Annotated in this window: 22 protein-coding genes; 17 read left to right on the forward strand and 5 right to left on the reverse strand. The window is 70.8% G+C overall.

Annotated features, from left to right (window positions below; translation table 11 throughout):
- Window positions 1-137: 137 nt before the first annotated feature.
- A complete protein-coding gene (locus ACFWA9_RS07750; protein WP_380384291.1) occupies window positions 138-542 on the reverse strand; it encodes a winged helix-turn-helix transcriptional regulator in 405 nt (134 codons plus the stop codon).
- Between the two features lie 53 nt (window positions 543-595).
- On the opposite strand from ACFWA9_RS07750, the gene ACFWA9_RS07755 reads away from it, so the two are divergent.
- Together ACFWA9_RS07755 and ACFWA9_RS07760 are read left to right on the forward strand one after the other, a co-directional pair.
- Window positions 596-1,483, forward strand: coding sequence for an NAD(P)-dependent oxidoreductase (locus ACFWA9_RS07755; RefSeq protein WP_380384294.1), 888 nt, complete (start codon window positions 596-598; stop codon window positions 1,481-1,483).
- A gap of 297 nt (window positions 1,484-1,780) precedes the next feature.
- On the forward strand, window positions 1,781-1,909 hold the full coding sequence (locus ACFWA9_RS07760; protein WP_380384297.1) for a DUF6408 family protein: 129 nt from the start codon (window positions 1,781-1,783) through the stop codon (window positions 1,907-1,909).
- Window positions 1,910-1,965: 56 nt separating this feature from the next.
- On the opposite strand, the gene ACFWA9_RS07765 is transcribed toward ACFWA9_RS07760, so the two are convergent.
- On the reverse strand, window positions 1,966-4,041 hold the full coding sequence (locus ACFWA9_RS07765; protein ID WP_380384300.1) for a DUF2075 domain-containing protein: 2,076 nt from the start codon (window positions 4,039-4,041) through the stop codon (window positions 1,966-1,968).
- 450 nt (window positions 4,042-4,491) lie between these two features.
- Here ACFWA9_RS07765 and ACFWA9_RS07770 point away from each other — a divergent pair, with 450 nt between their 5' ends.
- Entirely contained in the window at window positions 4,492-6,408 is a 1,917-nt protein-coding gene (locus ACFWA9_RS07770; RefSeq protein WP_380384303.1) for a DNA/RNA helicase domain-containing protein, read from the forward strand.
- Window positions 6,409-6,520: 112 nt separating this feature from the next.
- Here the strand turns inward: ACFWA9_RS07770 and ACFWA9_RS07775 are convergent, their stop codons facing one another.
- Window positions 6,521-7,393, reverse strand: a complete 873-nt coding sequence (locus ACFWA9_RS07775) for a phosphorothioated DNA-binding restriction endonuclease (RefSeq protein ID WP_380384306.1) — start codon at window positions 7,391-7,393, stop codon at window positions 6,521-6,523.
- 562 nt (window positions 7,394-7,955) lie between these two features.
- Here ACFWA9_RS07775 and ACFWA9_RS07780 point away from each other — a divergent pair.
- Window positions 7,956-9,161, forward strand: a complete 1,206-nt coding sequence (locus ACFWA9_RS07780) for a PP2C family protein-serine/threonine phosphatase (RefSeq protein WP_380384309.1) — start codon at window positions 7,956-7,958, stop codon at window positions 9,159-9,161.
- A 368-nt stretch (window positions 9,162-9,529) separates the two neighbouring features.
- A complete protein-coding gene (locus tag ACFWA9_RS07785; protein WP_380384312.1) occupies window positions 9,530-10,018 on the forward strand; it encodes a hypothetical protein in 489 nt (162 codons plus the stop codon).
- A gap of 552 nt (window positions 10,019-10,570) precedes the next feature.
- Here ACFWA9_RS07785 and ACFWA9_RS07790 read toward each other — a convergent pair.
- Window positions 10,571-11,164, reverse strand: coding sequence for a TetR/AcrR family transcriptional regulator (locus ACFWA9_RS07790; RefSeq protein ID WP_380384315.1), 594 nt, complete (start codon window positions 11,162-11,164; stop codon window positions 10,571-10,573).
- Window positions 11,165-11,287: 123 nt separating this feature from the next.
- Between ACFWA9_RS07790 and ACFWA9_RS07795 the strand changes: the two genes are divergently transcribed.
- A complete protein-coding gene (locus ACFWA9_RS07795) occupies window positions 11,288-12,397 on the forward strand; it encodes an FAD-dependent oxidoreductase (RefSeq protein WP_380384318.1) in 1,110 nt (369 codons plus the stop codon).
- A 301-nt stretch (window positions 12,398-12,698) separates the two neighbouring features.
- Here ACFWA9_RS07795 and ACFWA9_RS07800 read toward each other — a convergent pair whose 3' ends face one another.
- Window positions 12,699-13,598 carry a ribosome-inactivating family protein gene (locus tag ACFWA9_RS07800; RefSeq protein WP_380384321.1) on the reverse strand — a complete coding sequence of 300 codons (900 nt, stop codon included), beginning with the start codon at window positions 13,596-13,598 and terminating at the stop codon, window positions 12,699-12,701.
- Window positions 13,599-14,191: 593 nt separating this feature from the next.
- Here ACFWA9_RS07800 and ACFWA9_RS07805 point away from each other — a divergent pair.
- The 11 genes from ACFWA9_RS07805 (at window position 14,192) to ACFWA9_RS07855 (ending at window position 25,911) form a co-directional block, all read left to right on the forward strand.
- Complete coding sequence (locus ACFWA9_RS07805; protein ID WP_380384324.1) at window positions 14,192-14,872, forward strand: TMEM175 family protein; 681 nt, start codon at window positions 14,192-14,194, stop codon at window positions 14,870-14,872.
- 503 nt (window positions 14,873-15,375) lie between these two features.
- Window positions 15,376-16,038, forward strand: coding sequence for a hydrolase (locus ACFWA9_RS07810; RefSeq protein WP_380384327.1), 663 nt, complete (start codon window positions 15,376-15,378; stop codon window positions 16,036-16,038).
- 5 nt (window positions 16,039-16,043) lie between these two features.
- Window positions 16,044-16,565 (forward strand): DoxX family protein, encoded by a 522-nt coding sequence (locus ACFWA9_RS07815; protein WP_352291881.1) that lies wholly within the window; start codon window positions 16,044-16,046, stop codon window positions 16,563-16,565.
- 87 nt (window positions 16,566-16,652) lie between these two features.
- Window positions 16,653-17,258, forward strand: a complete 606-nt coding sequence (locus ACFWA9_RS07820) for a Dps family protein (RefSeq protein WP_380384330.1) — start codon at window positions 16,653-16,655, stop codon at window positions 17,256-17,258.
- A gap of 31 nt (window positions 17,259-17,289) precedes the next feature.
- The gene (locus tag ACFWA9_RS07825) at window positions 17,290-18,033 is read left to right on the forward strand and encodes an acetate uptake transporter family protein (protein ID WP_380384333.1); all 744 of its coding nucleotides are present in this window, start codon (window positions 17,290-17,292) and stop codon (window positions 18,031-18,033) included.
- A 61-nt stretch (window positions 18,034-18,094) separates the two neighbouring features.
- Window positions 18,095-18,820 (forward strand): alpha/beta hydrolase, encoded by a 726-nt coding sequence (locus tag ACFWA9_RS07830; protein WP_352291885.1) that lies wholly within the window; start codon window positions 18,095-18,097, stop codon window positions 18,818-18,820.
- A 174-nt stretch (window positions 18,821-18,994) separates the two neighbouring features.
- On the forward strand, window positions 18,995-20,323 hold the full coding sequence (locus ACFWA9_RS07835) for an ABC transporter substrate-binding protein (RefSeq protein WP_380384336.1): 1,329 nt from the start codon (window positions 18,995-18,997) through the stop codon (window positions 20,321-20,323).
- The gene (locus ACFWA9_RS07840) at window positions 20,323-21,288 is read left to right on the forward strand and encodes a carbohydrate ABC transporter permease (RefSeq protein WP_380384339.1); all 966 of its coding nucleotides are present in this window, start codon (window positions 20,323-20,325) and stop codon (window positions 21,286-21,288) included. The genes ACFWA9_RS07835 and ACFWA9_RS07840 overlap by 1 nt, the downstream gene beginning before the upstream one ends.
- Window positions 21,285-22,199 (forward strand): carbohydrate ABC transporter permease, encoded by a 915-nt coding sequence (locus ACFWA9_RS07845; protein ID WP_380384342.1) that lies wholly within the window; start codon window positions 21,285-21,287, stop codon window positions 22,197-22,199. The genes ACFWA9_RS07840 and ACFWA9_RS07845 overlap by 4 nt, the downstream gene beginning before the upstream one ends.
- Window positions 22,196-25,009 carry an ATP-binding protein gene (locus ACFWA9_RS07850; protein WP_380384344.1) on the forward strand — a complete coding sequence of 938 codons (2,814 nt, stop codon included), beginning with the start codon at window positions 22,196-22,198 and terminating at the stop codon, window positions 25,007-25,009. The genes ACFWA9_RS07845 and ACFWA9_RS07850 overlap by 4 nt, the downstream gene beginning before the upstream one ends.
- Before the next feature lie 65 nt (window positions 25,010-25,074).
- On the forward strand, window positions 25,075-25,911 hold the full coding sequence (locus ACFWA9_RS07855) for an alpha/beta fold hydrolase (RefSeq protein ID WP_380384347.1): 837 nt from the start codon (window positions 25,075-25,077) through the stop codon (window positions 25,909-25,911).
- Window positions 25,912-25,986 lie beyond the last annotated feature (75 nt).

Genomic DNA, 25,986 nt, shown 5'->3' on the forward strand with positions numbered 1-25,986 from the left:
ACACCCACTGCCACGTGCGGCCTCGCACGTGGCAGTGGGTGTGGTGCGACGCACCCCTACCCGGTAGCCACCTTTTTGTGCGTACTGGGCAGCGAGGCGCGACGCGAGGAGACTGGTTCCAGGGAAATGACAGCAAGTCAGAAAGCCGGCAGTTCGACCTGTCCGACCTGTCCGACCCGTTCCACCTGCTCGGCCTGTTCCACCTGCTCGGCCGCCATCCGGTCGAGCCGCTCGTGGCCCAGGTCGGAGATCGGGCCGAGCGCGTCGGAGAGTCGGCGGCCGAAGTCGGTCAGGGAGTAGACCGTCTTCAGCGGAAGGACGTCGTGCACCTCGCGGTGCACCAGGCCGTCGGACTCCATCTCGCGCAGGGCCTGGGTGAGGACCTTCTCACTGAGGCCGGGCAGCAGTCGGCGCAGTTCGGCGGGGCGCTGCGGGCCTGCCTCCAGCAGCCAGAGCAGGGATGTCTTCCACTTGCCGTCGATCACGGCGACCACGGCGGTCACCCCGCACACGTTCGGGTCCACGGCCTGACCGCGCGTCATCTCTTCCCCCCGGAGTCGTCGCTGTCCACCACCATGTCTACAGGAGATGAAGTATGTCGACCAACCTCACCCGGCCCACCGTCACCGTGCTCGGTCTCGGGCCGATGGGACGCGCCCTGGCCGGCGCCTTCCTGGACGCCGGCGCCCACACCACGGTCTGGAACCGCACCCCGGGCCGGGACGCCGCACTGGTCGCCCGGGGCGCGGTGAGCGCGACCACGCCCGAGGAGGCCGTGGCCGCGAGCGAGCTGACCGTCATCTGCGTGGTGAACTACGACGCCTCGGACGCCGTGCTGCACCGCGAGGAGGTGGAGGCCGCGCTCAAGGGCCGGACGCTGGTCAACCTGACCGCAGACTCGCCGGACCGCGCCCGGGCCACGGCCGCCCGGGCGGCGCAGCACGGCATCGGGTACCTGGACGGCGCCATCATGACGCCGGCCCCGAGCATCGGCACCCCGGAGGCGGTCTTCATCCACAGCGGGCCCGCCGACCTCTACGAGCGGTACGCGCCGGTGCTGGCGGCGCTCGGCGGCACCCACACCCACCTCGGCGAGGAGATCGGCCGGGCGGCCGGCTTCGACATCGCCCTGCTGGACATCTTCTGGACGGCGATGGCCGGCTTCGTGCACGCGCTGGCGCTGGCCAAGGCCGAGGGCATCACCGGGCGGGACCTGGCGCCGTTCGCCCAGGGAATCGGTGCGATCCTGCCCCCGCTGTTCGCCGAGTTCGCCGAGGACTTCGACAGCGGCAGCTACTCGGGCGCGATCAACCCGCTCACCTCGGCGGTCTCCACCATGGCCCACGTCGTGCACACCGCCGAGTCGCACGGCATCGAGTCCGGACTGATGCGCGCCGCCGAGGGCCTGGTCCGCCGCACCATCGCCCTCGGCCACGGCACCGACGGAGTAAGCCGCCTCGCCGAAATCCTGACCCGCACCTGACCCCAAGCACTCCGCTCCCACCCGCCAACGGCCCGGTCGCCGGCACCCACCACGACGGCCGCGATCGACGTGCTCTTGCTGATTTCGATCGCTGGTCCCCGACGCCAACGCGTCCATGCGATAAAATCGCTGCGCCGCGCACCTTCCCGGAGGGTACGAGGCCCAGGTTCTGTGCGCCCTCAACAGGCGGCGATTGACGAATGGTTGTGCTCGTCAGATGGTCAACATCTGACGTGAGCGTGGCTGCCCGGTAGGGCGCCCCCTGCCATTCCACTATCACTTCCTGGAGATGGCCGCATGACCTCGATCGAGTACAAGCCTGCGCGTCGTGGACGGATCCGCGAGATCCTCACCGACATCGCCGTCGGAGTCGCCTCCAACATCCTGGTGGCGGCGCTGACCTCGGTGGCGCACCTGCTCTTCTGACGCAGGTCAGTGGCGGGCCCGGTGAGCCCGCCACTTCCACCTTTCCACACCTTCTGTCAGAACAACCGAAGGTCGTTCTTGGGCTTCTTCCGTCCCCGCTTCGGACGGGGGTGATGCCATGGCAGGCTCTCCCGAGTCGGCCGCAGTCCGTGGATCTCGGTCTCCCCGACAAGGTTCTTGAGGTAGGCCCGGGTCTCCTCGTCCGTGGAATAGAGCACCGTCGCCCGGCTGGCCCGGGTCATCAGCACGTGGTAGGCGTGCCGAATCAGGCGGGCGAACTCCGCGTCACCGACGCTGCTCGCACTGACCTTCGGATCGAGCGAGCCTGGAACTCTCACTCGTCTCACACCTTCCGCCGACTTCTCCGTTTCCTTGCCTCGGCGGAACATCCACTGGTCACCTCGGCGCACCATGTCATCGCCCATGATCACTCCGCACCAGTCCCACTCGAGGCCCTGGGCGGTGTACACACAGCCGATCTGGCCGATGCCGTTCTCGTGCATCGACCACCTGACACCGGGCGGGACGCCGTCCGCGCAGAAGCTGTCGCTCTTCGCGTTCCACGGCTGGTGCCAGTCACCGATCCTGACATCCCGCTCCAGTCGCTTCTCCCGACCCAGAGGCTCGGTCCAAGGCCAGCAGTAGCCTGCAACCATCCGCGCGGATGCCCCGGCGCGCTCCTCGCCGAGGATGATCTCCCTGAGCGTGTCCGGCGTGTCCACCACCTCGACATGCATCAAGCCGTCCGGCGTCCAGGGCTCAGGTTCGTCATCCGAGATACCGAGCAGCGCATGCACCCAGCGGACGTACGCGTCACTGCCACCGCATCGGAACTGCTCGCGGAGCCCGTACGACACCACCTCGGCTCCGCGGCGCTCGGCCGCCCGCTGGATCAGGCCGACCGTACCGACCTCCTTCGGACGAACGACCTGGCCTTCGTCGAGGAAGAACACCGTCAGCCGGGACGCATCGAGGAGTTCGTCCACCTGCGGCCGAGACCCCTGCTTCTCCGGCGGCCAGAACCGGTTCTCGGAGCGGTCACGGAGTCGGTGCGCCTCGTCACAGATCAGCACATCGAGCAGCGGGTCGGGCGTCGTGCCGTAGTCGAAGAAGTAGGTGAAGGTCTCCTTGAACTCCCGGTCCCCGACACCTACGTGCTCCTGCATGGCCGCGTTGAAGGCCCTGCTCCCGCTCGCGTAGTTGACATTCCGACCGGTGGCCTCCAGCTCCGCCTTGATCTGCAGGCCGATTGCGCTCTTGCCGGTGCCTGCGCCACCGGTCACCAAGAAGACCACTCGTCGCTCGTCCGGAACCAGCGCGGCCTGCTTCGAGGAGGGCAGGACCTTGGCAGCCGTCTCCAGGATCTGATCAGCCACCTCCTTCTGCCGCCCACGCAAGGTGAAGACCGTGTCCGTGCCCCGGGAAACCATCATCGCGTCGAGCAGCGGTGTGTTGCGCACACCGATGCCCTGCAGCAGCAGCTCGGCCTCGGTGCCGCCGCCGTCGGCGGCAAAGTGTCCTTGCAGGTCGGTCAGCAACTGGCGGCGACGATCACCGGTGTACACGTGCGCATAAACACCCGTCGGCGCGTCCACGTCGATCAGCGGACGGACCGAGTCCTCGGTGGCGTTGTGCAGGTAGGCAAAGCCGCCGCACTCGATGTCGACCGTACCGAAGGGGCCTCGGCTGCCGGTGAACGCATGGTAGTAGTCGCGCAGCTGCAGCGCAGGGTGCTTCTTGGGCTTCGCCAGGCCCGCCACGTAGATCCGGTCCGCGATGGCCCGCTCGATCCTGGTCACCGTCGACCAACGCTTCAGCTCCACCAACTGGACGGACGGCCGATGCTCGCGCGGGTGGCGGCCCACCAGGACGACGTCCACGAGCCTGGGACTGCTTCCTTTGATGTCCTCGTCGGCAGTCGCCGCACACTCGACGACCATCTGCACATTGCCACGATCAGCGGCGACCAAATCGTTCGCCAGACAAATCAGACTCTCCGCCCACGCGAAACGCTCCGTCTCCGAAGCCTCGTGCTCCCGAAACTTTCGCCACCGTTCGGCGAGATGCGGCACCATCCGGCGACGTGAGTTCAGCGTGAGCAGGTCCTGTGCCGACAACTTCAGCAGGAGCATGGGCACGAAGGGACTCCCCAGACCAGACCACGAGTGATTCGTGCGGGTTGGGGGCATGTCCTCAGCGGAAGCCTGTCGGGCCGCAAACAGTACCGGCGATCTTATGTGCAGAAGCGGCCGTCAGTACACAGTGCTCAGCGGCGATAGCTACGTCAAGAGATCATTCTCATCCCGGGCCCAGGTCCGGCCGCGCAGGACCCCCAGTCATCTGGCGGATGAGGGGGCCTCCTCCCTGGGTAGGCGGGGATGCTCTGGGGGCCGGTCGACCACACAGGTCATCCTCGTCAGCCATCAGCGCCCTCCCTGCGTCGGCGAATACTCGGGCGTTCGGGTACGAGCCCAGAGCCCCCGTTGTAGGTTTGGCCCTGTCATCAGCGCGGCCCGCCGGGCTTCCCTCCAGGGACATGCCCCCACCCGCACGAGTTACTTCGTGCTGCCTGGGAGCATGTCTTGCTGTTCCGCGACTCCGTGTCCGCGGTCGCCGCCGAGAGCCTGGCCGGATCACTGTTCGTGCGCCTCATCGACCAGTTCGTTCACAAGCACGGCCACAGGCCGAGCCCGTCCGAGGTGCGTTCCTGGGAACGGAGCATCCCGGTCCTGACCAATGCTCTGCTGGACGCCGGGCTCGGCATGGTCGAGGTACTCCTCGAGTACTCGCTCCCGCTCAACAGCAAGCGCGCTGATGTCATACTCGCCGGCGTCCACCCGGGCACGGGCGAACCGTCGTACGTGGTGGTCGAGCTCAAGCAGTGGAGCAGCGCGCTTCCGGAGGACGGTGATCCGCTGCTCTGCCGGGTCGACGCCTACACCCGGCCCGTGCTGAACCCGATCGAGCAGGTCCGCGGCTACTGCGACTACCTCATCTCCTTCAACGGCGCACTCGCCGCCCATCCCGAGCGGCTGTCCGGCGTGGCTTTCCTTCACAACGCGACGGAGTTCGGCGTTCAGGGCCTCTACGAGGTGCCTCAGGACGAGCGCGGCCGGCTCTTCACCGCCGAGCGCCGCGGGGAGTTCGTCCAGTACCTCCGCTCGAAGCTGAAGCCGGCCTCCGGCGCGGAGGCGGCGGACCAGTTGCTCGCCGGCAAGGTGGCCCCGTCCAAGCAGCTGATGGCGGTCGCCGCCGACGAGGTCCGCGAGCGCGAGCAGTTCGTCCTGCTGGACGAGCAGCGCGTCGCCTACGAGCTGGTCCTGCGCGCGGTCCGCCAGGCGCAGCAGTCCGACCACAAGGAGGTTGTCGTCATCACGGGCGGCCCAGGGACCGGGAAAAGCGTCATCGCACTGTCCCTCCTCGGTGATCTTTACCGGCGTGGTGTCACGGCTCTGCACGCGACCGGCTCCAGCTCGTTCACCACCACCATGCGCCGCGTCGCCGGGGCGCGGAAGCGTGAGGTGCAGGACCTGTTCAAGTACTTCAACAGCTTCATGACCGCCGAGCGCAACGGTCTGGACGTGCTGATCTGCGACGAGGCGCACCGGATCCGGGAGACGTCGGCGAACCGCTACACGCGGGCGGCCCAGCGCACAGGGAAGGCCCAGATCGAGGAGCTGATCGACGCCGCCCGCGTGCCCGTGTTCCTGCTGGACGAGCACCAGGTCGTCCGGCCGGGCGAGATGGGCACCGTCGCCCAGATCCGGGCCGCCGCCGCGGTGAAGGGCCTGGACTGCCAGGTGGTCGAGCTGGACAGCCAGTTCCGCTGCGGCGGCAGCGACGCCTACCTGAACTGGGTGGTGCGCCTGCTGAACCTCGAGCCCGGTGGCCCCGTCGACTGGGAGCCCGACGGCAAGGTCGCCCTGGAAGTGGTCGACAGCCCCCGGGAGCTGGAGGAGTTCCTCGAGGCTCGGCGCGCGGAGGGGTACGGGGCCCGCATGTCGGCCGGGTACTGCTGGAAGTGGACGACGAAGGTGGCTCCGGGGGACTCGCTGCCCCTCGATGTGCGCATCGGTGACTGGGCTCGTCCGTGGAACGTGTACGGCGACCGGTCGGTCGCCGGCGCCCCGCCGGCCGCGCTGTGGGCCACCGACCCTGCCGGGTTTGGCCAGGTCGGCTGCGTGTACACCGCCCAGGGCTTCGAGTACGACTGGAGCGGTGTCATCCTCGGGCCGGACCTCGTCTGGCGGACCGATCGGTGGGTCGCCGACCGGACGGCGTCCAAGGACCCTGTGTTCCGCAAGTCCACCACCGATGCCGACATCGACCGCCTGATCCGCAACACCTACAAGGTGCTGCTGACGCGGGGAATGATCGGCACCGTCGTGTACTCGACGGACCCGGAGACGCGCGCCAAACTGCAGGAGCTGGTCACCGGACAGCAGGTAGGACGGATCGAGATGGCGCCGAGCCACCCACGGCCGATGACCGCTCACTGATTCCTGGCGGAACACACGGTGTCAGCCGGTCTGCACAGTCGGGAACGGGCCACCCGAAGTGGAGTCGAACGGCGCATGGTCGCTGACAAGTCAGCGACCATGCAGCCCTCTGTCAGCCCGTGTACGCCGGGGTCAGGGGCTCCCGGGCCTCACCCCGGAAGACCTGTTCAACGTGCCACTGCCGGTGCCGGCCCGCGACCGGAGGAACCCCCGCTTGCGGGCCGATGACCGGCCGTCCGGCCAGGGCGAGCACATGCTGCCTGCTGGCCTCGGTGCGCCCGACGAAGCGCTGTGAGACGAGTATGCGGCGGCCCTCCCCCAGGCCCAGGACGCCCTTGTCGAAGAGCTTGTGGTGCAGCGAGCAGAGGCCCAGGCCGTTGTCGACCTCGTCCGGCCCGTCGTACGACAACCAGCGTACGTGCGCCGCCTCCAGGCCGACCGTGCCCGCGCCCAGCATCCCGTCGTAGCCACAGAAGGCGCACTGGAACTCATAGGCGGTCAGGACGAGTTCACGCATCCGCCGGTCCCGCTGCCGTCGCGCCGCCCGCTCCCTCCCGCCCGGGCTACCGGTCACGTCCGCGGCCTCGGCCGGGTCCAGGTCGAGGCCGACGGCCTCGCACAGGTCGGCGTGCGGTGACGGCGGGAAGTGGAAGTCCAGGAGCACCCGCGCCAGACGGCCCATGAGCGCCGGCTCCCTCCGCAAAGCCGTTCGCAGCTCGGGCGCGAGGCGTCCGGTCGCGCCGCTGGAGCGCAGGACGCGCACGCCACTTCCGGGGCTCCCGAGTCCCTGGTCGGCCCTGACCTCCCAGACGCCGTCACTGACCAGCTGATGGAACGGGTACGCGGGGGTGGTCGGATGGGACGGCCCGTACTCCTCGAGCAGCCGCCTCAGCTCCTGCTCACCGGTCGCGGTGACGGTGGCCTGGGGCTGCGGGGCGTGGGCGCCGACGGGACCGGGAAGTGTGATCAAGTACGTCTGGTGCATGGCGGAACTCCGCGAGCGCGGTCGGCCTATTCACCGACCGGGGGGCCTTCCATTCTCCGCCTGCCGGGCGGGGCCGGAGCCCCGCCCGGCAAGCGGTGGTTCCACGCATCGTTGCCGGCCGACCGGGTAGAGGCTCTGTGGCGGCCGACGCTGTCGGAGCCCTTCATCAGCGCGGGCCCGGACCGCGTGCCCGGGCTCAGCGGTACGGACCGGTTCCAGATGGCCACGCGTGGGCCCACGCCGCCGGGCGCCGCATCCGCGCCTGCCGGCCCTGGCCGGTGACCGGCGTCCGCCCCGGTGACGCACGCCGGTCGCCGCGGCGGACGTCGAGCGGCGGCGGAAGGCAGAAGAGCGGCGGTGGCGGCCCTGAGGCACGGGTGCCGCCACGGACCCTTGGCGTGATCGGGGCCGGTCCGCGACGGGACCGTGGTCGCGCACCCCCACCGAAGCGGCACGGTCCGTACAGGTCACGACGGGGAAGGGGTCACCACGGTGGGGTGTGGCGCACGACGTGTGACGGTGAGGGGCCGGGAAGATGGTCTCCCGACCGAGGGAGGCTGATGTGGCGAGGGACCGGATCGAGCTGGCGGACGTACTGGCGGCAGGTGAGGCGGCCGCACCGGTGCGCTCCCTCGACGTGGTGGCACGCAACCTGCGCGAGCGGTTCCGCGCGAAAGTCGTGTCCTTCCTCTTCGTCGACGCGGTCGGACAGCGGCTGCTGCGCATCGACGACGACGCCGCCTCCGGCCCCAACCGCTACGCCGAGCACATCGCCCTCGACAGGGGCACTGCCTACGACGCCGTCCTGCGCACCCAGAAGCTCACCGTGGCACCCGCGGACGGCCAAGGACAGCGGGTGCTCGCCCCGGTCAGCAACCGGGGCGACACCATCGGCGTCCTGGAGATGTTCCTCACCCACCTCAGCGACGACGTGCTCGCCCAGGTCGAGGAGGCCGCCCACGCGCTGGCGTACCTCCTCCTCGCGGACCGCCGCTTCACCGACCTCTACCACTGGGGCAACCGCACCACCGAGGTGAGCCTCGCCGCCGAGATCCAGAGCCAGCTCCTGCCCTCCGCGTCCTGCTGCGAAGCACCCGAGTTCACCCTCGCCTGCGCCCTCGTCCCGGCCGCGGACATCGCCGGCGACACCTACGACTACTCCCTCGACCACACCGTGCTGCACCTGTCCATCACCGACGCCATGGGCCACAACACCAGCGCATCCCTCATGGCCACCCTCCTCGTCAACGCCTCCCGCGGCGCCCGCCGCACCGGAGCGGACCTCATCGAGCAGGCCCGACAGGTCCACCAAGCCCTCCTCGACCACGGCCACCGGACACTGGCCACCGGCCAGCTCCTGCGCGTCAACCTCGACGGCTCGGGCGCGCGCCTCGTCAACGCCGGCCACCCCTGGCCGCTGCTCCTGCGCGAGGGGACCGTCCGCGAAGTGGAGGTGCGCATCGACCTGCCCTTCGGTATCGACGCCCCCCGTCCCGACCGCTTCCGGGTCCAGGAACTCGACCTGCGGCCCGGCGACCGGCTGCTGCTGCACACCGACGGAATGCAGGATCGCGACGCGGGCAAGGTCGACCTGGCCGCGCTCCTGCTCACCACCGCCACCGAGCATCCCCGCGAAGTGGTCCGCGCCCTGGTCGTCGCCGTCACCGAAGCCTGCGGAGGTGACGTCAGGGACGACGCCACCGTCATGTGCCTGGACTGGCACGGACCCACCGCGCCGCCTCCGGTCGCGCCAGGGGCAGGAGGGTGACCACGACCGGGCGGAGGGCCGTCCGGTGCCGTGTCGGCCCGGCGTGGCGGCACCCTGCGAGAGTGTCCCGCTATCGGCTCGGGTGCCGCACCGGGTTCGGCTGCCGGGCGGGACTCCCGTCGGCACCGACCGCCTCGCCCCGCTCCTCGCGGTGCCGTGGGCCGAGGCCCGGTACGACCCGTGGCACCGGCCGTTCGGGCAGTTCGTCGGCGAGTCGCCCCCAAGCACGCGGAAAGTGCGTTCCCCCGCGCTGAACTGGGACGTCCACCGAACCGGTCCGTGCGAGACGGGCGGGACACACCCGAAGGGCCGCAGAGGGCCTGCACCGGGTGCCGTGCCCCGGCCCGTTCATTCCCCTGGGAGTACTCATGTTCCACATCCACCGAACGAAGCTGCGCGGCGCGGTGATCGGCGCGTGCACAGCGTCGCTGCTCGTCGGCGCCGGTCTGGCCACCCTCCCCGCCCAGGCACAGGACCGGGGGACGGCGGCGGCCGCCGCCCGTACGCTCAGGTCCTCGCGTCCGGACATGCAGGTCGCCACCTTCTACCAGGAGTACCTGGACGCCGTCAACGGCATCCAGCACGAGGGGAAGAACACCTACGCCATCCGCGAGGAGTACCTCTCCAAAGAGCTCGACGAAGCCCTCACCGTCTGGGGCTCCGAGCACCAGGTGGACCCGGTCGTCCGCAGGAACGAGATGCCCAAGACCTGGTCGACGACGGAGAGCGACAGCACCGAGACCCACACCAAGATCATCGTCACCGAGCGCTGGGAGGACGGCACCCAGCAGGACGTCTGGTACCAGGTCCGGCTTTCCGACCTGGTCATCGACAGCCTCACCGACCCGACCACCTGAACCACGCCCCACCCCTCGGACCCGTACGCCGCTCCGGGCATCCAGCCCCGGAGCGGCGCCAGACTTCCCCGACAAAGGCGTCGGACGTGTCGACGGGTGATCAGACGCGCAGCGAGGCGGCCGGCGCAGCCACGCGTCAACCGGCTTCGGTACTGCGGCCCGGAACCGGGGGTGGGGCGTCTCCGGCCGGAGCGCCGGTCGCAGACGCGATCGTCCACGCGGCGACCACCAGCGCCCTGCCCACCGCAGTGGCCGCCGGCTCCCCCGGCACCGAGCACCTGGCCGACACAGCAGCCGGCCACCCCGACCTCCTCGACGAGGACACCTTCCCCCGGATCACCCGGTGAACGGCCCGCGCCCGGGCCGGGTCCGACGCCGGCAAGCGAGGTGATCCGCAGCCCGAGCGAGCTCCGCAGGACAGGGCGGTGTCGTTCAGAGGTTCTGTCCGGCTGGATGCCGGTTCAGGTGGCTTGCGCGGCAGCGTAGTCACTCAGATTGAACCTGTGAGGCGCGCAACGCGTCCACGCACACCAGGGCTCCGCGCAGAGCGGGTCAGCTGCCCGGGTGGGAGCCCGCCCAGCCGTGTTCGAGCAATGCGAAGGCCTCGTCGGCGGCGCGGTTCGGCTCGGCGTGCCGCAGGATGAGGCCGCGGGCCTCAAGGGCGAAACGGGCCAGAGCGGCGCAGCTGATGTCGTCCTCGGGGGCACCGACAGCCTCGGTGATGGCTCGCGCCAGGGCCGCTTCGTGGCGCGTCCACATGCGGTGGGCGTAGTCGCGCAGCGCGGGAGTCTCCTGCACCATGCGCGTGAAGTCGGCGAACCGCGGGTCCGCGGTGTGGACGGCGAACTGGGTCTGTTTCAGCAGGATGTGGTCGCGCAGCGCCTGGGGGATCGACTGGCCCGGGGTGCGGTCGCGCACGGCGGCGACGAGCGCCGCTTCAAGGTCGTCGTCCTGGTCGAAGACCAGGGCTTCCTTGCTGGGGAAGTGCTTGAACAGGGTGGTTACCGAGACGTCCGCGGCGTCGGCGACGTCCTTGACGCCGACCTGGTCGTAGCCGCGGTCGAGGAAGAGTTCGAGTGCGGCGTCGGCCAGGGACTGGCGTGTCTGGGCCTTCTTGCGCTCGCGGCGCCCGGTCGGTTCGGTCACTCGCCCATGGTATCCCAAGATGCAGCGACTTCGAAAGTTTAGTCATTGCGCTTATTTTGCGAGTGTGCTTTCTTGATGATGCCGGCCCCCCGGCGGCTCACCCACCTCCCGAGGGACACACCCATGAACTCTGCTCGTGATCCCCGCATCGCGATCGTCGGCGCCGGCCTGGGCGGCCTCGCCTGCGCCCGAGTCCTGCAGCAACACGGCCGCTCCGCCACCGTCTTCGAACGCGAGGCCTCCGCCGACGCCCGCCCGCAGGGCGGCACCCTCGACCTGCACGCCGACACCGGCCAGACCGCCCTGCGGGCGGCGGGGCTCCTCGACCCGTTCCACGCCCTTGCCCGCCCCGAAGGAGAGGAGTGGCGCGTGCTCGACTTCACCGACGCCGCCCTCCTGGCGCACCAGGGGCCTTCCGCCGCCGGCGGCCGGCCGGAGATCGACCGCGGCCAACTGCGCGAACTGCTCCTGGACTCACTCACCGAGGGCACGGTGCGGTGGGACCGCGCCGTCAGCACGGTCACCCCCCTCGCGGACGGCACCTGCCGACTGCTCTTCGCTGACGGCGCCGCCGAGGACTTCGACCTGGTGATCGGCGCCGACGGCGCCTGGTCGCGCGTCCGCCCGGCCCTGTCGCACGCCGCACCCCGCTACACCGGCGTCACCTTCCTCGAGACCGGATTCGACCACTGCGACACCCGCCATCCCGACCTCGCGCGGCTGGTCGGCAACGGATCGATGCTGGCGAAGGGCGCCGGCAGGTCCCTGGTCGCCCAGCGCAACAGCAACGGCCACATCCGCGCCTACATCGCGCTCCGCACGCCACAGGACTGGCACACGGCCGCCGGTATCGACCTCGGCGACCAGCGGGCCGTACGCGCGCACCTGCTGAGGATGTTCGACGATTGGGACGAGAGCCTGCGCTACATCCTGCGCAACAGCGACAGCGGGTTCGTCAACCGGCCCCTGTTCGTCCTGCCCGCCCCGCACACCTGGCAGCACGTTGCCGGCGTCACGCTGCTCGGCGATGCCGCGCACCTGATGCCCCCGGCCGGGCTGGGCGCCAATCTCGCGATGCTCGACGGCTCCGACCTCGCCCACGCCCTCGTCACCGAACCCAGCATCGACGACGCCGTCCACGCCTATGAGAGCATCATGCTGCCACGCTCGATCGAGGCCGCGACGAGCAGTGCGCAGGGACTCGACCACCTCGTTCCCGCAGTGACTTCCTGAGCAGACTCCCCCGCCCCCGGCCCCCCGCGGCCATTGTTGCCCTCGTGCTCGTCCGGTACCAGGCGTCCGTCGCCGAGCTCGTCGGCGTCGTCGTACGCCTCGTCGGCCAGGATCGACAGCGCGGTGTGGAGGAGGTCGGATACAGACCGGCCTTGGCCCGCTGATCACAGCGGGCCAAGGGCGCCATCACCTCAGCCGCGAACTCCTCCGACCGACCCCGCCACCACGCAAGGTCGCCGGCCCTCCTACCAACGAAGAACTACCGGTGACACGATGCGACAAGCCTCCCGACAAAGCACTGCTAGCGGGGACGCGACCCGCTATAGAGGTCCAGGTAGCCCACGTACAGCATCAGCTGCTGCAACGTGTAGAACGTCTGACCACCGGCAACGACGGGCGGGGTGCCGGCATTGTTCATGACCCGGTAGACCCAGTTCGAGATCCCGGCCCAGTTCGTCTCCAGGTTGACGTTGTCCCGGCCGATCTGGGCGAGACCGTGGTCGCGGATGTTGCCGCGGATGTTGTCGAAGATCCGCCCGAAGCGCGCTGCCTCCGAGGTGGCCTGGATCATCATGATGAGGGAGTCCGCCAGGACGGCGCGCCCGCTGGCGGAGTTCTGGAGAGCGGAGATCTGACGGACCTGCCGCAGGGCGTTGTCGAGCCTCGGCCCGTTGATCTGCTGGTTGTACCGAGCTTCACCACCGGGCAGGCCGTTGTAGTTGCTGGACCAGGGGAGGGTGCTCGCCTGGACGCCCAGCACCCGGTTGAAGCGCTCCCTCGACGCGTTGCCGTCGTTGAAGACCCAGTGCGTGCCCCCGACCTGGTAGAAGCCGGCCAGGTACAGGTTGTGCGGCCAGAAGTAGATGGCCCCCTGGTAGGCGCCGCTCTGGAACAGGCTGATCTGGATGAGCTGGTCGTTGTCCGCCACGACGGTCTCGTCCAGGTCGGTCCTGAACCAGTCGTGGCTGCTGAGCGAGTGGAGCTGGGCGATCACGTCCCAGTACCGCTGGTGCGCCTGAGCGCCGCCGCCGCTCAGGTCGCTGATTTCCCAGTTGATGTTGCTGAGCCGGTTGTTCGTGTCGGCGTGCGCCGCGGGCGGCGTCATACCCATGAGCCCGACCGCCAGCGCCAGGGCGACCAGTGAGCCGACCAGCCGTCGGCGCACGCGTACCAGTGCACCGGGTCCGTTCATTGTGAGCATGCGGGAATCCCTCGATCGTGTAACGACAGGTCGTCAGCGCGCCCGCCCGGCCACCGGCCTTCGCACACGGCGAGCATCCACGGCGCGCTGTCGGCACGCTAATCGACCCTGTGATCCACTGATGTTCCGTCAGAGCAGCGGCCCTTGACCAGCAGTGCACTGCCGCGGAACTCTTCGGCACCTCACCCGACGAGGCGGGATCCCATGCGGCGGACAGGCGGACCTTCGAGGGACGTGACCGCAGGATCGTCGCCCGGCTCGCCACCGGACACAGTGGTATGCGCAGCCGTCGGAGGGTGAAGCCCTCCGGCGGCTGTTCGCGCACAGGCCAGAACCGGGGCACGGATGGACCAGCCGGCTATGACCGGCGGACGTACGGTGACGACCGGAGTCGACCTCGCCTGCCCGTGCAGCCCGGTCCATGCCCCGTTCGCCCCCGTAGGGCGCGCCGCGGCCTCCGCCTTCCCCGGCGGAGGCCTGGTGGATGTCGACGCGCAGCGGCCAACCGCCCGGAGCGCTCCGCTGTGCCGTCGGTGGCACAACGACCCTCGGGCTCATCGGGTGGTGCGGCCGGGACCAGAGGAGAGAACGACATGACGGACGACCACGGCCTCCCGCGGGGGTTCGCCCGCTCCGAGACCGCCCGTGCGGAGGCGTTCAGCGACGGCGTGCTGGCCATCGCCGTGACCATCCTGGTCCTCGGGCTCACGGATCCGCCCCACGAACCGGGCGGACTCGGGCGGGCCCTGCTCCGCCAGTGGCCGGTCTACCTCGGCTACCTGGCCTCCTTCAGCTATGTGGCGGTCATCTGGCTGAATCACCATCAGGCCTTCGTGCGGATACGTGCCATGGATCGCGGGTTGCACGCGGCCAATCTCCTCCTGCTCTTCACCACTGCGGCGCTCGCCTTTCCCACCGCGGTGCTGTCGGGCGCGCTGCAGAACAGCGTCATCGACAGCGACGCTCGCGTGGCCGTCGCGCTGTACGCCGGGATCGCGGCAGGCATGTGCGGCAGCTGGATCGTGCTCTACGGCCATCTGGACCGGCGCCCGGAACTGCTGCACCACGCTGTCGAACCCTCCTACGTCGCTCATGGCAGGCTCCGCTCGTGGGCCGGCGTGATGGCGTATCTCCTCGCCGGTGCGGTCGGCGCGCTGACCGCCCCGGTCGTCGCACTCGCCGTGTTCGTCGTGCTGCCTGTCTTCTACTTCCTGACCAGCGAGGGGCTGCGGCTGCCCGGTCGCGGCCGACGGGAAGCGAATCGCCAGGAGTAGGCGGGAGAACCGGTGAGCCGTCCGGCCGGCACACCTGGTTGCATGCTTGGGGGCCTTCCACGGATGAGATGCACCGTGGGAGGCCCCCGCGTCTATGTCGAGGAACCGGTCCTCGCCGAGCAGGAGCCGGCCGTCCAGGGCGAGTTCGGTGGAGGTACGGGCACTCGGGACGGGTCGCGGTCTGCCGAGCAGGGGCATCACCGGGTGGGCGGGCCCTCGATCGACAGCTGCGCGCACGTCTTCCCGGTCACGAGCGTCGACCCGGCAGGCCCGAGGACCCTTGACGGCGTTCAGACCAGGAGCCCAAGCCGGCTCGGATGTCCTGACAACGCACCGGCACCCGATGGGAAGTGCGCCGCCCGCCTGGCGCGGAGCAGTGCGCTGTGGTGCCAATTCCTGAGCACAGAGGGAGGATTCGGCCGATCGATCCGACCGTAGTTTCGGGGTGTGCCGAAGCCGCGAATGCGGTGAGCACCCTACCGATTGCTCCGAAAGGATCCCTCATGTTCGACATCACCAAGGTTCAGGCCGCCCCGAGCTCGGACCTCCTCACGCCCGACAACGCGGTCATGCTCTTCGTGGACCACCAGCCGCAGATGTTCTTCGGCACCGGCAGCGATGACCGCACCGCGATCATCAACAGCACCGTGGGGCTCGCCAAGGCGGCTCGGGCTTTCGACGTGCCGGCCGTCCTGACCACGGTGGCCGCCGAGTCCTTCTCCGGGCCTCTGCTGCCTCAGCTCGCCGAGGTGTTCCCCGAGCACGAGATCATCGACCGCACGAGCATGAACGCCTGGGAGGACGAGGCCCTCGTCGCCGCCGTCAAGGCGACCGGGCGCAAGAAGATCATCCTCGCCGGGCTGTGGACCGAGGTCTGCCTGGTGCTGCCCGCGCTCTCCGCGCTGGAGCAGGGGTACGAGGTGTACGTCGTCTCGGACGCCTCCGGTGGCGTCAGCCCGGCCGCCCACGAGCACGCGCTGCAGCGGATGCTGGCCGCCGGCGCGGTGCCGGTGACCTGGGTGCAGGTGCTCCTGGAGCTGCAGCGCGACTGGGCGCGCCAGGAGACGTACGGCGCGGTCATGGAGATCGTCAAGGCCCACGCGGGCGCGTACGGCCTGGGCGTCGTGTACGCGCAGAGCGTCATCGGCGCGCACGCCGCAGGCTGACGCCCGTGGACACCGGCATTCTGATCCTTCGTCTGCTGGCGGGCCTGCTCGTCGCCGGACACGGCGTGCAGAAGATCAGCTCCCACCTGGGCGGCAAGGGACTCGAGGGCGGGACGGAGGAGTTCCGCGCCGACGGCTTCCGCGGCGGTGTCGTCACCGCCCTGGCGGCGGGCGGCGGCCAGATCGGCTCCGGTCTGCTGCTCGCCGCCGGCTTTCTGACCCCGCTCGCCGCGACCGGCGTCATCGGGGTCATGACGGTCGCGCTCACCGTGAAGTGGCACCACGGACTCTGGGTGCAGAACGACGGGTACGAGTACCCGCTCGTCCTCATCGGCACCGCCGCCGCTCTCGCCGCCACCGGCCCCGGCGCGTGGTCCTTCGACGCGGCCCTCGGCCTCACTCCGTACCCGCTGTGGTGGGCCGCCGTCGCCCTCGTGGCCGGCCTCGGCAGCGGGCTGCTCACCCGGCTCGTACTGCACGGCCGGGCCCCGGCGGCGGCGCGGACCGCGGCCCCCGGCGGCCGCTGAGCACGAGCCGCCACAGACCGGGTCCGGCCGCCCTGCGACCCCCGCGCGGGCGGCCGGGCCCTCCCACCTTCCACACCAGGAGTACCGATGGAAACCGCGACCACCGCGACCACCGCATCCACCACCACACCCTCGCGCGGCGGCGGTCAGCCGCTGCTGCACCAGAAGGGCGGCGAGACCCAGACGTTCGGCACGCTGAGGCAGCTGCCGATCGGCCTCGGCCACGACACCCGCATGTACGCCTGCCAGCGCCTCAACCGCGTGCTGGCCGATACGCAGATCCTGTACTCCCTCTACAAGAAGCACCACTGGCTCATGCGCGGGGCGACCTTCTACTCGCTCCACCTGATGCTGGACAAGCACGCGGAGGCCCAGCTGGCCGTCGTGGACGCGCTGGCCGAACGAATCCAGAGCCTCGGCGGTGTCGCGGTCGCGGACCCGCGCCACGTCGCGGAGCTGACGGCCATTCCGCGACCGCCGAACGGTGTGGAGAAGGTCCCCGTCATGCTGTCGCGGCTCCTCGACGCGCACGAGCGGATCCTGATCGACGCGCGGGACGCCGCCGCCCGGATCTCGGCGGAGGGCGACGAGGGCAGCACCGACCTGCTCGTCTCCGAGGTCATCCGCCCCGGCGAGGCGCAGGTGTGGTTCCTGGCCGAACACCTCGTGGACACCCCCCTGGTACAAGGCTGATGAGGACAGGCACGAACGGGAGATCCACAGCATGAGTACAACCTCCCCCTCCACCACCGGCGGCGCCGACGACGTACAGGGCAGCCGGCCGGACGTTCCCCCGGAACGCCGCTTCGAACCCGACCTCCGGTCGATGACCCGGATCAACCTCCGCCCCATCGCCTCCCCCATGCCGCTGGGCTTCTTCACGGTGGCGATCGCCTCCGTGATGACGGGGTGCATGCAGCTCGGGCTCTTCGACACGGAGGCCCGCGGCGCCGTCGCCCTGTGCGTGCTGCCGGCCTTCGCGCTGCAGTTCCTGGTGAGCATCCTGGCGTTCGGCGCCCGGGACGTGATCGCGGCGACGCTGATGGGCGTCTTCGCCGGCAGTTGGCTGGCCTACGCGCTCGTCATGTTCAGCGGCTCGGCCGACGGTCTGCGCGTGCTGGGCGTCTTCAACCTCGCGCTCCTGGTCTTCGGGGCGCTGATGACCGCCGTGACACGGCCCAAGCGCGCGCTGTGGCTCGTCGTGCTGGTCTCCCTGCCCCGCTGGGCGACCACCGGTCTGTCAGGTCTCACCGGCGCCGAGTGGCTCACCCGCACGTCGGGTGCCCTCGGCCTCGTGGTGGCGATCGTCGCGATGTACACGGCCTTCGCCCTGATGCTGGAGGACATGCGCAGTGAGGAGGTCCTGCCCATCGGCCGCAGCGGGCCGGCCCGCAACGCTGTCGAGGGCGGCCTCGCGGTCCAGCTCCGCAACCTGGAACGCCAGGCCGGCGTGCGACGAACGCTCTGACCGTCCCGCGCCCATGAACCCCGCAACCGCACCGTCACCCCGACCGAACAGGAGTTCCCCCATGTCCCGATCCGCCGAACCCACCGTCGTGCTGGTCCACGGCGCCTTCGCCGACGCCTCCAGCTACGCCCGCGTCATCCCGGAGCTGACCGCCGCGGGCCTGAAGGCAGTGGCTCCCGCAGTGCCCAACCGCGGCCTGGTGGAAGACGCCGCGTACATCGCCTCGGTGATCCGTGCCGTCGACGGCCCCGTCGTCCTGGTCGGCCACTCCTACGGCGGCGCGGTCATCACCCTGGCCGGCGTGGAGGAGAACGTCCAGGCACTCGTCTACCTGGCGGGCTACGCGCTGGAGGAGGGCGAGAGCCTGGGCGAGCTGCAGGGGCGTTTCCCCGACTCCGGCCTCGCCGACGCGCTCGTCTTCACGCCGTTCCCCGTGGCCGGATCCACCGAGGCCGGCACCGACGTCTCGGTGGATGTCGAGCGGTTCCCCGCCCTCTTCGCCGCCGACGTCGACCCCGGGCTCGCCGCGGTGCTCGCCGTCTCCCAGCGCCCCCTGGCCGCGCGGGCCTTCTCGGAGGCAGCCCCGGTCGCGGCCTGGAAGAGCAAGCCGTCGTGGGGCCTGGTCGCCACCTCCGACCGGACCATCAACCCCGACGTGGAGCGCTACGGCTACGAGCGGGCCGGCATGACCACCGTCGAGGTCGAATCCTCGCACCTGGTCATGCTCGCCCGGCCCGAGGCCGTGGCCGCACTGATCCAGGACGCGGCCCGGTCCGTCACCCGCTGACCCGCCCGGGCCGCCGGTGCCCGTGCCCGTGCCCGTGCCGAGCCCGCCCCCGGTGGGGGCTCGGCACGGGCGCACGAGCCTCTGACCTCGAACGATTGGTTGATTATGTTCGAACGCTGATAGCTTCGGTCCGCCCCCGGGAACACTCGGCGGGCGAACGGAGGAAGCACACCCATGAGGTTCGGCGCGAGGCTCGCGCTCGCCGTTATCGCCATCGTCGTCACGGCCGCCGCATGTGTCGCCCCTCCCAGCGCTTCCTCGTCCGGCGAGGCCGGGGACTGCGGGCCGTACGCGCGGTACGGCAGCCACCCTGGAACCCACGTCACCGTCTACGCGCCCAGCCGGGACCGGGAAGCAGACCTGTTCGAAGAGACCTGGGCCGGCTTCGCCGCCTGCACGGGGATCGACGTCCAGTACGAGGGGAACGGGGAGTTCGAGGCCCAGATCCAGGTGCGGGTCGAGGGCGGCCACGCCCCCGACGTGGCGTTCTTCGCCCAGCCCGGGCTCCTGGAACGTTTCGCGCGCGGGGGAAAGCTCGAACCCGCGAGCGCGGAGCTCGTCTCCCTGGCCGAACAGGGCTGGTCGGCGGACTGGAACGGCTACGCGACCGTGAACGGCACCCTCTACGGCACTCCGCTGGTCGCGAACGTGAAGTCCTTCGTCTGGTACTCGCCGAAGCTCTTCCGCGACAGGGGGCTGACCGTCCCCCGCACCTGGGCCGAACTGATGGACCTGACGGAGAAGGTCGCCGCATCGGGGGTCAAACCGTGGTGTGCGGGCCTCGAATCCGGCGAGGCCACCGGTTGGCCCGTGACGGACTGGATCGAGGACGTCCTGCTCCGCCAGCAGGGGCCGGACGTCTACGACCAGTGGGTCTCCCACCGGATCCCGTTCAACGACCCGCGAGTGATCCGGGCCATGGACACGGTGGGGTCCGTCCTCAAGAACGACCGCTATGCCAACGGCGGCTACGGACCGGCCCGCTCGATGGCCTCGATCTCCTACCAGGACGGCGGCACGCCGATCCTCTCCGGCGACTGCGCGATGCACCGCCAGGCGTCGTTCTACGCCGAGCACTGGCCGAAGGGCACCCGGATCGGACCGGACGGGGACGTGTTCGCCTTCCTCCTTCCGGGGGCGGACACCACCAGCAAGCCCGTCCTGGGCGGAGGGACGTTCGCCGCGGCATTCTCCGACCGCCCCGAGGTGCGGGCCTTCCGGGAGTACCTGGCGAGCGCCGACTTCGCCCACGCGCGGATGAAGAAGGGCCCCTTCGTCTCCGCGAACAAGGGAGTGGATCCGGCCGACGCCGCCGGCCCGATCGACAAGCTCTCGATCCAGCTGCTCCAGGATCCCCGGACACAGTTCAGGTTCGACGGTTCCGACCAGATGCCCGCGGCAGTCGGCGCGGGCACGTTCTGGAAGGGGGCCGTCGACTGGATCGGCGGCAAGGACACCGAATCGGTGGCGGCGGCCGTCGAACGGTCCTGGCCGAGCCACTGATGCCGTTCGACGTCGTCGCTCAGCAACCCAAGCTGGCCCACCTTCTCCAGGGCGTCGCCGCGTTCTCGGCCGTGGTCGGCCTGATCCTCCTGGCGCTGCACCGGGGGCCGGTACGGCGGCGGGGCGCGGCCTTCCTGCTGCTGGCCCCCGCCCTGCTGCTGCTCACCGTCGGCCTCCTGCTGCCCGGCCTGCACACCCTGGGCCTGTCGTTCACGGGCGACGAAGGGGACACCTGGGTCGGCGTCGACAACTACGTGTGGATGTTCACCGACCCCGAGGCGCTGATCGCGCTCCGCAACACCCTGGCGTGGGTGGTGCTCGTGCCCCCGCTGGTGACGGGGATCGGTCTCCTCTACGCCGCGGCCGTCGTACGGGCGCGGTTCCGGGCGCTCGCCCTGTCCCTCGTCCTGCTGCCGATGGCGATCTCGTTCGTCGGCGCCGGCCTGGTCTGGAAGTTCGTCTACGCCTACCGGCCGGCCGGCGCGGAGCAGATCGGGCTGCTGAACGAACTCGTCGTGGCGTTCGGCGGCGAGCCGAGACAGTGGCTCGTGGACTCCCCCTGGAACATCCTGTTCCTCATCGTGGCGATGGTGTGGAGCCAGGCGGGCTTCGCGGCCTTCCTGCTGGCGGGCGCGATCACGGCGGTTCCCGGCGAGATCGTCGAGGCGGCCCGGCTGGACGGCGCGTCACCGCGGCAGATCTTCCGGCACATCACCGTGCCGTCGATCAGACCCACGCTGCTGGTCGTCGTCCTCACCGAGGTGATCGGCACCTTCAAGGCGTTCGACATCGTCAAGACCATGACCGCCGGGCAGTTCGACACCGGTGTCATCGCCCACGAGATGTACGACCAGTCCTTCCGCTACGGCCGGACCGGCCACGGCGCGGCCCTCGCGGTCCTGCTCTTCCTCCTCGTCACCCCGGTCGTGGCCTACAAGGTCCGTGCGCAGCGGAGCGCGGCGTGAACGGCGTGAGCGGGGAGCGTGGCGTGCGCGGTGTCCGGGAGCGGCTGTCCTCCCGCGTGTTCTCGCTGGCCGCCGTGGTGATCGCGATCCTGTGGACCGTGCCGACGCTCGGTCTGTTCCTCTCCTCGTTCCGTCCCGAGGCCGCGATCAAGACGACCGGCTGGTGGACCGTGTTCGGCTCGCCCCACCTCACGCTCGCCAACTACCGCGAGGTGCTGTTCGGCACCGGGAACGCGTCGGGCCGGCTCGCCGACCACCTCGTCAACTCGATCGTCATCACGCTGCCCTCGGTCCTGTTCCCGCTCGTCCTGGCGTTCCTCGCCGCGTACGCCCTGGCGTGGATCGACTTCAGGGGGCGCGACGCGCTCGTCGTCGGCATTTTCGCGCTCCAGATCGTGCCCCTCCAGATGGTGCTCGTCCCGTTGCTGCGGCTCTTCTCCCGTGGATGGCTGTTCCTGCCCGCCTGGAACGCCACCGGAGCGGCTCGGTTCAGCCAGGTGTGGTTCGCCCACACGGTGTTCGCGTTGCCGGTCGCGGTGTTCCTCCTCCACAACTTCCTGGCCGGACTGCCCCGCGACCTGATCGAAGCGGCCCGGGTCGACGGCGCGTCGCACGCGACGCTGCTGCTCCGGATCGTCCTGCCGCTGGCCCGCCCGGTCCTGGTGACGTTCGCGGTCGTCCAGTTCATCTGGGTGTGGAACGACCTGCTGGTGGCGATGACGCTGTCGGGCGGGACCGCCGAGACCGCTCCGGTGACGGTCGCGCTGGCGGCCATGGCCGGGACGCGCGGCAACGAGTGGCAGCGGCTCACCGCGGGGGCGTTCGTGTCGGCGTTCGTCCCGCTGCTCGTGTTCCTCCTCCTCCGGCGGCACGTCGCCCGGGGTCTGCTCGCGGGGTCCGTCAAGGGATGACACCGGAGGAGACGAGCACGGGCGCCCGGCTGAGCCGGCCGGGTCTGCGCGGCCGGGAAGCCGAGCTGGGACAGCTGCGGGCCATGGTCGATGCGGTGCGCGACGGCGACGGCAGTGGGATGGCCCTGCTCCTCGGCGAGCCGGGGATCGGGAAGACCGCCCTGCTGGAGGAGACCGTCTCGATCGCACGCGCCAGCGGGTTCACCGTCAGCCGGGGGCGCGCCGAGGAACTGCACGAGCTGGCACCGCTGGCGTCGCTGGCCTCGGGCCTGCTGCACGGCGACCCGCCGCTGCTGGCCGCGGAGGACTTCGCGCACCTCGCGGGCCACCACGACCAGCGGGTCTGGCTGGTGGAACGGCTGGCCCGGCTGATCGAGGAGCGCTCGACGGGCGCGCCCGCGCTGATCGCGATCGACGACGTCCAGTGGACCGATCCGCTGAGCCGCTTCGCACTGAACGTCATGCCGGCACGGCTGCTGGCCTCCCCGGTCCTCTGGCTGCTCGCGGGAAGGGAGAACCCGGACCTGCGCGGGGGCGCCACCCGGACGGCGACGCTCGCGCTGCGGCCGCTGTCCGGTGCGGCGCTCGCCGAGGTGGCGCGGGACGTACTCGGCGGGACGGTACCGGATCGCGTCACCGGGCTGCTCGACACGGCCGGCGGTAACCCCTTCCTCGCGGTGGAGGTGCTGGAAGGCATCGCGGCGTCGGGTGCGGACGGGGCCGAGCCGCCGGAGCGGCTGGTGCTCGGGGTCCGCGGCAAGCTGTCCGCGCTCCGACCGGGCACCCTGGAATTCCTGCGGATCGGCTCGGTCCTGGGCCGCGCCTTCCACCTCGCCGACGCCGCCGCCCTGTGCGGCAAGCCGGCCTCGGGCCTCATCGGCGAACTGCACGAGGCGATCGGCGCCGGGCTCGTCGAGGACGACGGCGAACGCCTCGTGTTCCGCCATGATCTGCTCCGGCAGGCGGTCTACGCCGACCTCGCGCCCTCCGCGCGGCGGGCACTGCACCGGGAGGCGGCGAGTCGGCTCGTCGCGGCGGGCCGGACCTCGGCCGACGCGGTCCCGCACCTGCTCAAGAGCGCCGAACCGGGTGACCGGGAGGCGATCCGGCTGCTCGGCCGCGCCGCCTCGGACGTGCTCACCGTCATGCCCGACCTCGCCGCCGATCTGTCCGTGCGCGCCATGGAACTGGTGCCGCCCCACGATCCCGCGGAGTTCGACGTGGGTGAACGGGCCATCACCGCTCTCACCCGTGCGGGCCGTTACACCTGGGCGCGGGAGATCGGCGACGTCCTCCTGGCCCGGCAGCCCCCGTTGGACGTCTTCGCCCGTCTGCAGTCGGTCCTCGGGGACACGCTGTGGCACCTCGACGACATCCACGAGCTGACCCGCCGCTCGACGGCCGCCCTGGGCGTCGTCACCGACCCGGCGGTCCGCGCCCGGCTGACCGCGCGACTCGCGCTCGCCCAGTCCCGCGGCCGCGACCTCGGCAGCGCTCGCGGGACCGCGGAACGGGCGTTCGCCGAGGCGGAGTGCGCGCAGGACCGGGAGGCCCGCGTCGTCGCGCTGTGGGGCCTGGGCGAGATCGCCCTCAACGCGGGCGAGTGTGCGTCCGCCGTCGACCACCACACGGCGCTCAGCGCGTTCGACGCGGCGTTCCTGCCCGAGGAGGTCGTCGCCCGGGTCCACCTGGACGACTTCGACACGGCCCGGCACCTGCTGCGGACGGCGGGCGACGACCCGCTGCGACCCGCGATGCTGATGTGGGCGCAGGGAAGCCTGAATCTGGGGCTCGGGCGGCTCGACGACGCGGAGGCCGACCTCGTCACCACCGAGCGGCTGGAGGCGGACATCCAGGTGCCCGCGAACCTGGTCAACATCCGCGTCCACCGGGGCTGGCTGGCGCTGCTGCGTGGCGATCGCGAGGCCGCGGAGGAACACGTCGAGGTGGTCAGGGCGGCGGTGGCCGGCCGGCCGAACCCGGGGAACCACGCCGCCCACCAGTACCTGGAGGCCCTCCTCGCCGACACCGACGGCGACCACGCGGCGGCGGCCGAACGGTTGCGATCCGCCCAGCGGGACCACCCCTTCGTCCGCTGGAGGCTCCTGCGCACCCGGTTCGTCGAGGCCGTGCAGATCGCCCTGCGGGCCGGAGACCGGGCCCTGGCCGTGGACCTCGCCGCCCAGGCGGCCGACTACGCCTCCCACAACCCCGCCGTGCCGACGGCACAGGGGACGGCCACGCACACGGCGGCACTGGTGAACGCCGATCCCGGCCTCCTGGAACGGTCCGTCCGGATCCTTCTCAACGGGCCCCGGCCGCTGCACCTCGCGGCGGCCCGCGCCGACCTCGGCCGCGCGCTGTCGGCCGTAGGAGACGCCGCCGCGATACCCGCCCTGACGAGGGCCTACGAGGCGTACGCCCACGCGGGGGCCGGCTTCGCGGCCGACCGGGTCCGGGCGGAACTGGACCGGGCCGTGACGGGCTCCGGCCGGCGTCCGGCCCGCCCCCGTCCCAGCCAGGGGTGGGGCGCGCTCACCGCTTCGGAACGCAAGGTCGCCCGGCTCATCGCCGCAGGACACACCAACCGGTCGGCCGCTGCCGCCCTGGTCGTGTCTCCGCACACGGTCAGCACGCATCTGACGTCGATCTTCCGCAAGCTCTCGGTGAACTCCAGGGTCCACCTGACCCGGCTGGTACTCGCGCAGGCCGACATCGAGGCGGCTGGCCCGGCCCTGTCCGCGCACTCTGCGCCCGGGGGCAAGGCCCGGGGCGCCGCACGACAATCGCCAGCGCCTCCCCCGCCATAGCGTGACGGCATTCCGCGCCGCGACGACGCGCGGACCAGCCGAACCGAAGCGAGGAAGACACAGCTATGCCGTACATCACCGTGGGCCAGGAGAACACCACCACCGTCGAGGTCTACTACGAGGACCACGGCACCGGCCGGCCGGTCGTGCTCATCCACGGCTTCCCCCTCGACGGCCACTCCTGGGAGCGCCAGAGCGCCGCGCTCCTCGACGCCGGCTACCGCGTCATCACCTACGACCGCCGCGGCTTCGGCCGGTCCTCCCAGCCGACGACCGGCTACGACTACGACACCTTCGCGGCCGACCTGAACACCGTGATGGAGACCCTCGACCTGAACGACGCCGTCCTCGTGGGCTTCTCCATGGGCACCGGCGAGGTCGCCCGCTACGTCTCCGCGTACGGCACCGCCCGCGTCGCCAAGGTCGCCTTCCTCGCCTCGCTGGAGCCCTGCCTGCTGAAGAGCGACGACAACCCGGACGGTGTCGCCCCGCAGGAGTTCTTCGACGGCATCGTCGCCGCGGTGAAGGCCGACCGCTACGCCTACTACACCGCCTTCTTCGACGACTTCTACAACCTCGACGAGAACCTGGGCACCCGCATCAGCGAGGAGGCCGTCCGCAACAGCTGGAACACCGCGGCCGCCGGCGGTTCCTTCGCGGCCTCGGCGGCGCCGTCGACCTGGTACACCGACTTCCGCGCCGACATCCCGGCCGTCGATGTCCCCGCCCTGATCCTGCACGGCACGGCCGACCGCATCCTCCCGGCCGAGAACACCGCGCGTCCCTTCCACAAGGCGCTCCCGTCCGCCGACTACGTCGAGATCGACGGCGCCCCGCACGGCCTGCTGTGGACCCACGCGGAGGAGGTCAACGCCGCGCTCCTCGCGTTCCTGGCGAAGTGAGGCCGCTCCGGGCCGCCCACCCGCAGTGAGCCCCCCGCCCGCAGTGAGCCCCCCGCCCGCGGCAGCCGGAGGTCC

It is taken from the genome of Kitasatospora sp. NPDC059973, assembly GCF_042737525.1.
Lineage (GTDB): Bacteria > Actinomycetota > Actinomycetes > Streptomycetales > Streptomycetaceae > Kitasatospora.

Coding starts and splice junctions, on each gene's coding strand:
- ACFWA9_RS07835 (WP_380384336.1), top strand. CDS start 18,995: ATGAGGTTCGGCGCGAGGCTCGCGCTCGCCGTTATCGCCATCGTCGTC.
- ACFWA9_RS07830 (WP_352291885.1), top strand. CDS start 18,095: ATGTCCCGATCCGCCGAACCCACCGTCGTGCTGGTCCACGGCGCCTTC.
- ACFWA9_RS07855 (WP_380384347.1), top strand. CDS start 25,075: ATGCCGTACATCACCGTGGGCCAGGAGAACACCACCACCGTCGAGGTC.
- ACFWA9_RS07755 (WP_380384294.1), top strand. CDS start 596: ATGTCGACCAACCTCACCCGGCCCACCGTCACCGTGCTCGGTCTCGGG.
- ACFWA9_RS07820 (WP_380384330.1), top strand. CDS start 16,653: ATGGAAACCGCGACCACCGCGACCACCGCATCCACCACCACACCCTCG.
- ACFWA9_RS07760 (WP_380384297.1), top strand. CDS start 1,781: ATGACCTCGATCGAGTACAAGCCTGCGCGTCGTGGACGGATCCGCGAG.
- ACFWA9_RS07800 (WP_380384321.1), bottom strand. CDS start 13,598: ATGCTCACAATGAACGGACCCGGTGCACTGGTACGCGTGCGCCGACGG.
- ACFWA9_RS07825 (WP_380384333.1), top strand. CDS start 17,290: ATGAGTACAACCTCCCCCTCCACCACCGGCGGCGCCGACGACGTACAG.
- ACFWA9_RS07765 (WP_380384300.1), bottom strand. CDS start 4,041: ATGCTCCTGCTGAAGTTGTCGGCACAGGACCTGCTCACGCTGAACTCA.
- ACFWA9_RS07840 (WP_380384339.1), top strand. CDS start 20,323: ATGCCGTTCGACGTCGTCGCTCAGCAACCCAAGCTGGCCCACCTTCTC.
- ACFWA9_RS07785 (WP_380384312.1), top strand. CDS start 9,530: ATGTTCCACATCCACCGAACGAAGCTGCGCGGCGCGGTGATCGGCGCG.
- ACFWA9_RS07805 (WP_380384324.1), top strand. CDS start 14,192: ATGACGGACGACCACGGCCTCCCGCGGGGGTTCGCCCGCTCCGAGACC.
- ACFWA9_RS07750 (WP_380384291.1), bottom strand. CDS start 542: ATGACGCGCGGTCAGGCCGTGGACCCGAACGTGTGCGGGGTGACCGCC.
- ACFWA9_RS07810 (WP_380384327.1), top strand. CDS start 15,376: ATGTTCGACATCACCAAGGTTCAGGCCGCCCCGAGCTCGGACCTCCTC.
- ACFWA9_RS07775 (WP_380384306.1), bottom strand. CDS start 7,393: ATGCACCAGACGTACTTGATCACACTTCCCGGTCCCGTCGGCGCCCAC.
- ACFWA9_RS07850 (WP_380384344.1), top strand. CDS start 22,196: ATGACACCGGAGGAGACGAGCACGGGCGCCCGGCTGAGCCGGCCGGGT.
- ACFWA9_RS07795 (WP_380384318.1), top strand. CDS start 11,288: ATGAACTCTGCTCGTGATCCCCGCATCGCGATCGTCGGCGCCGGCCTG.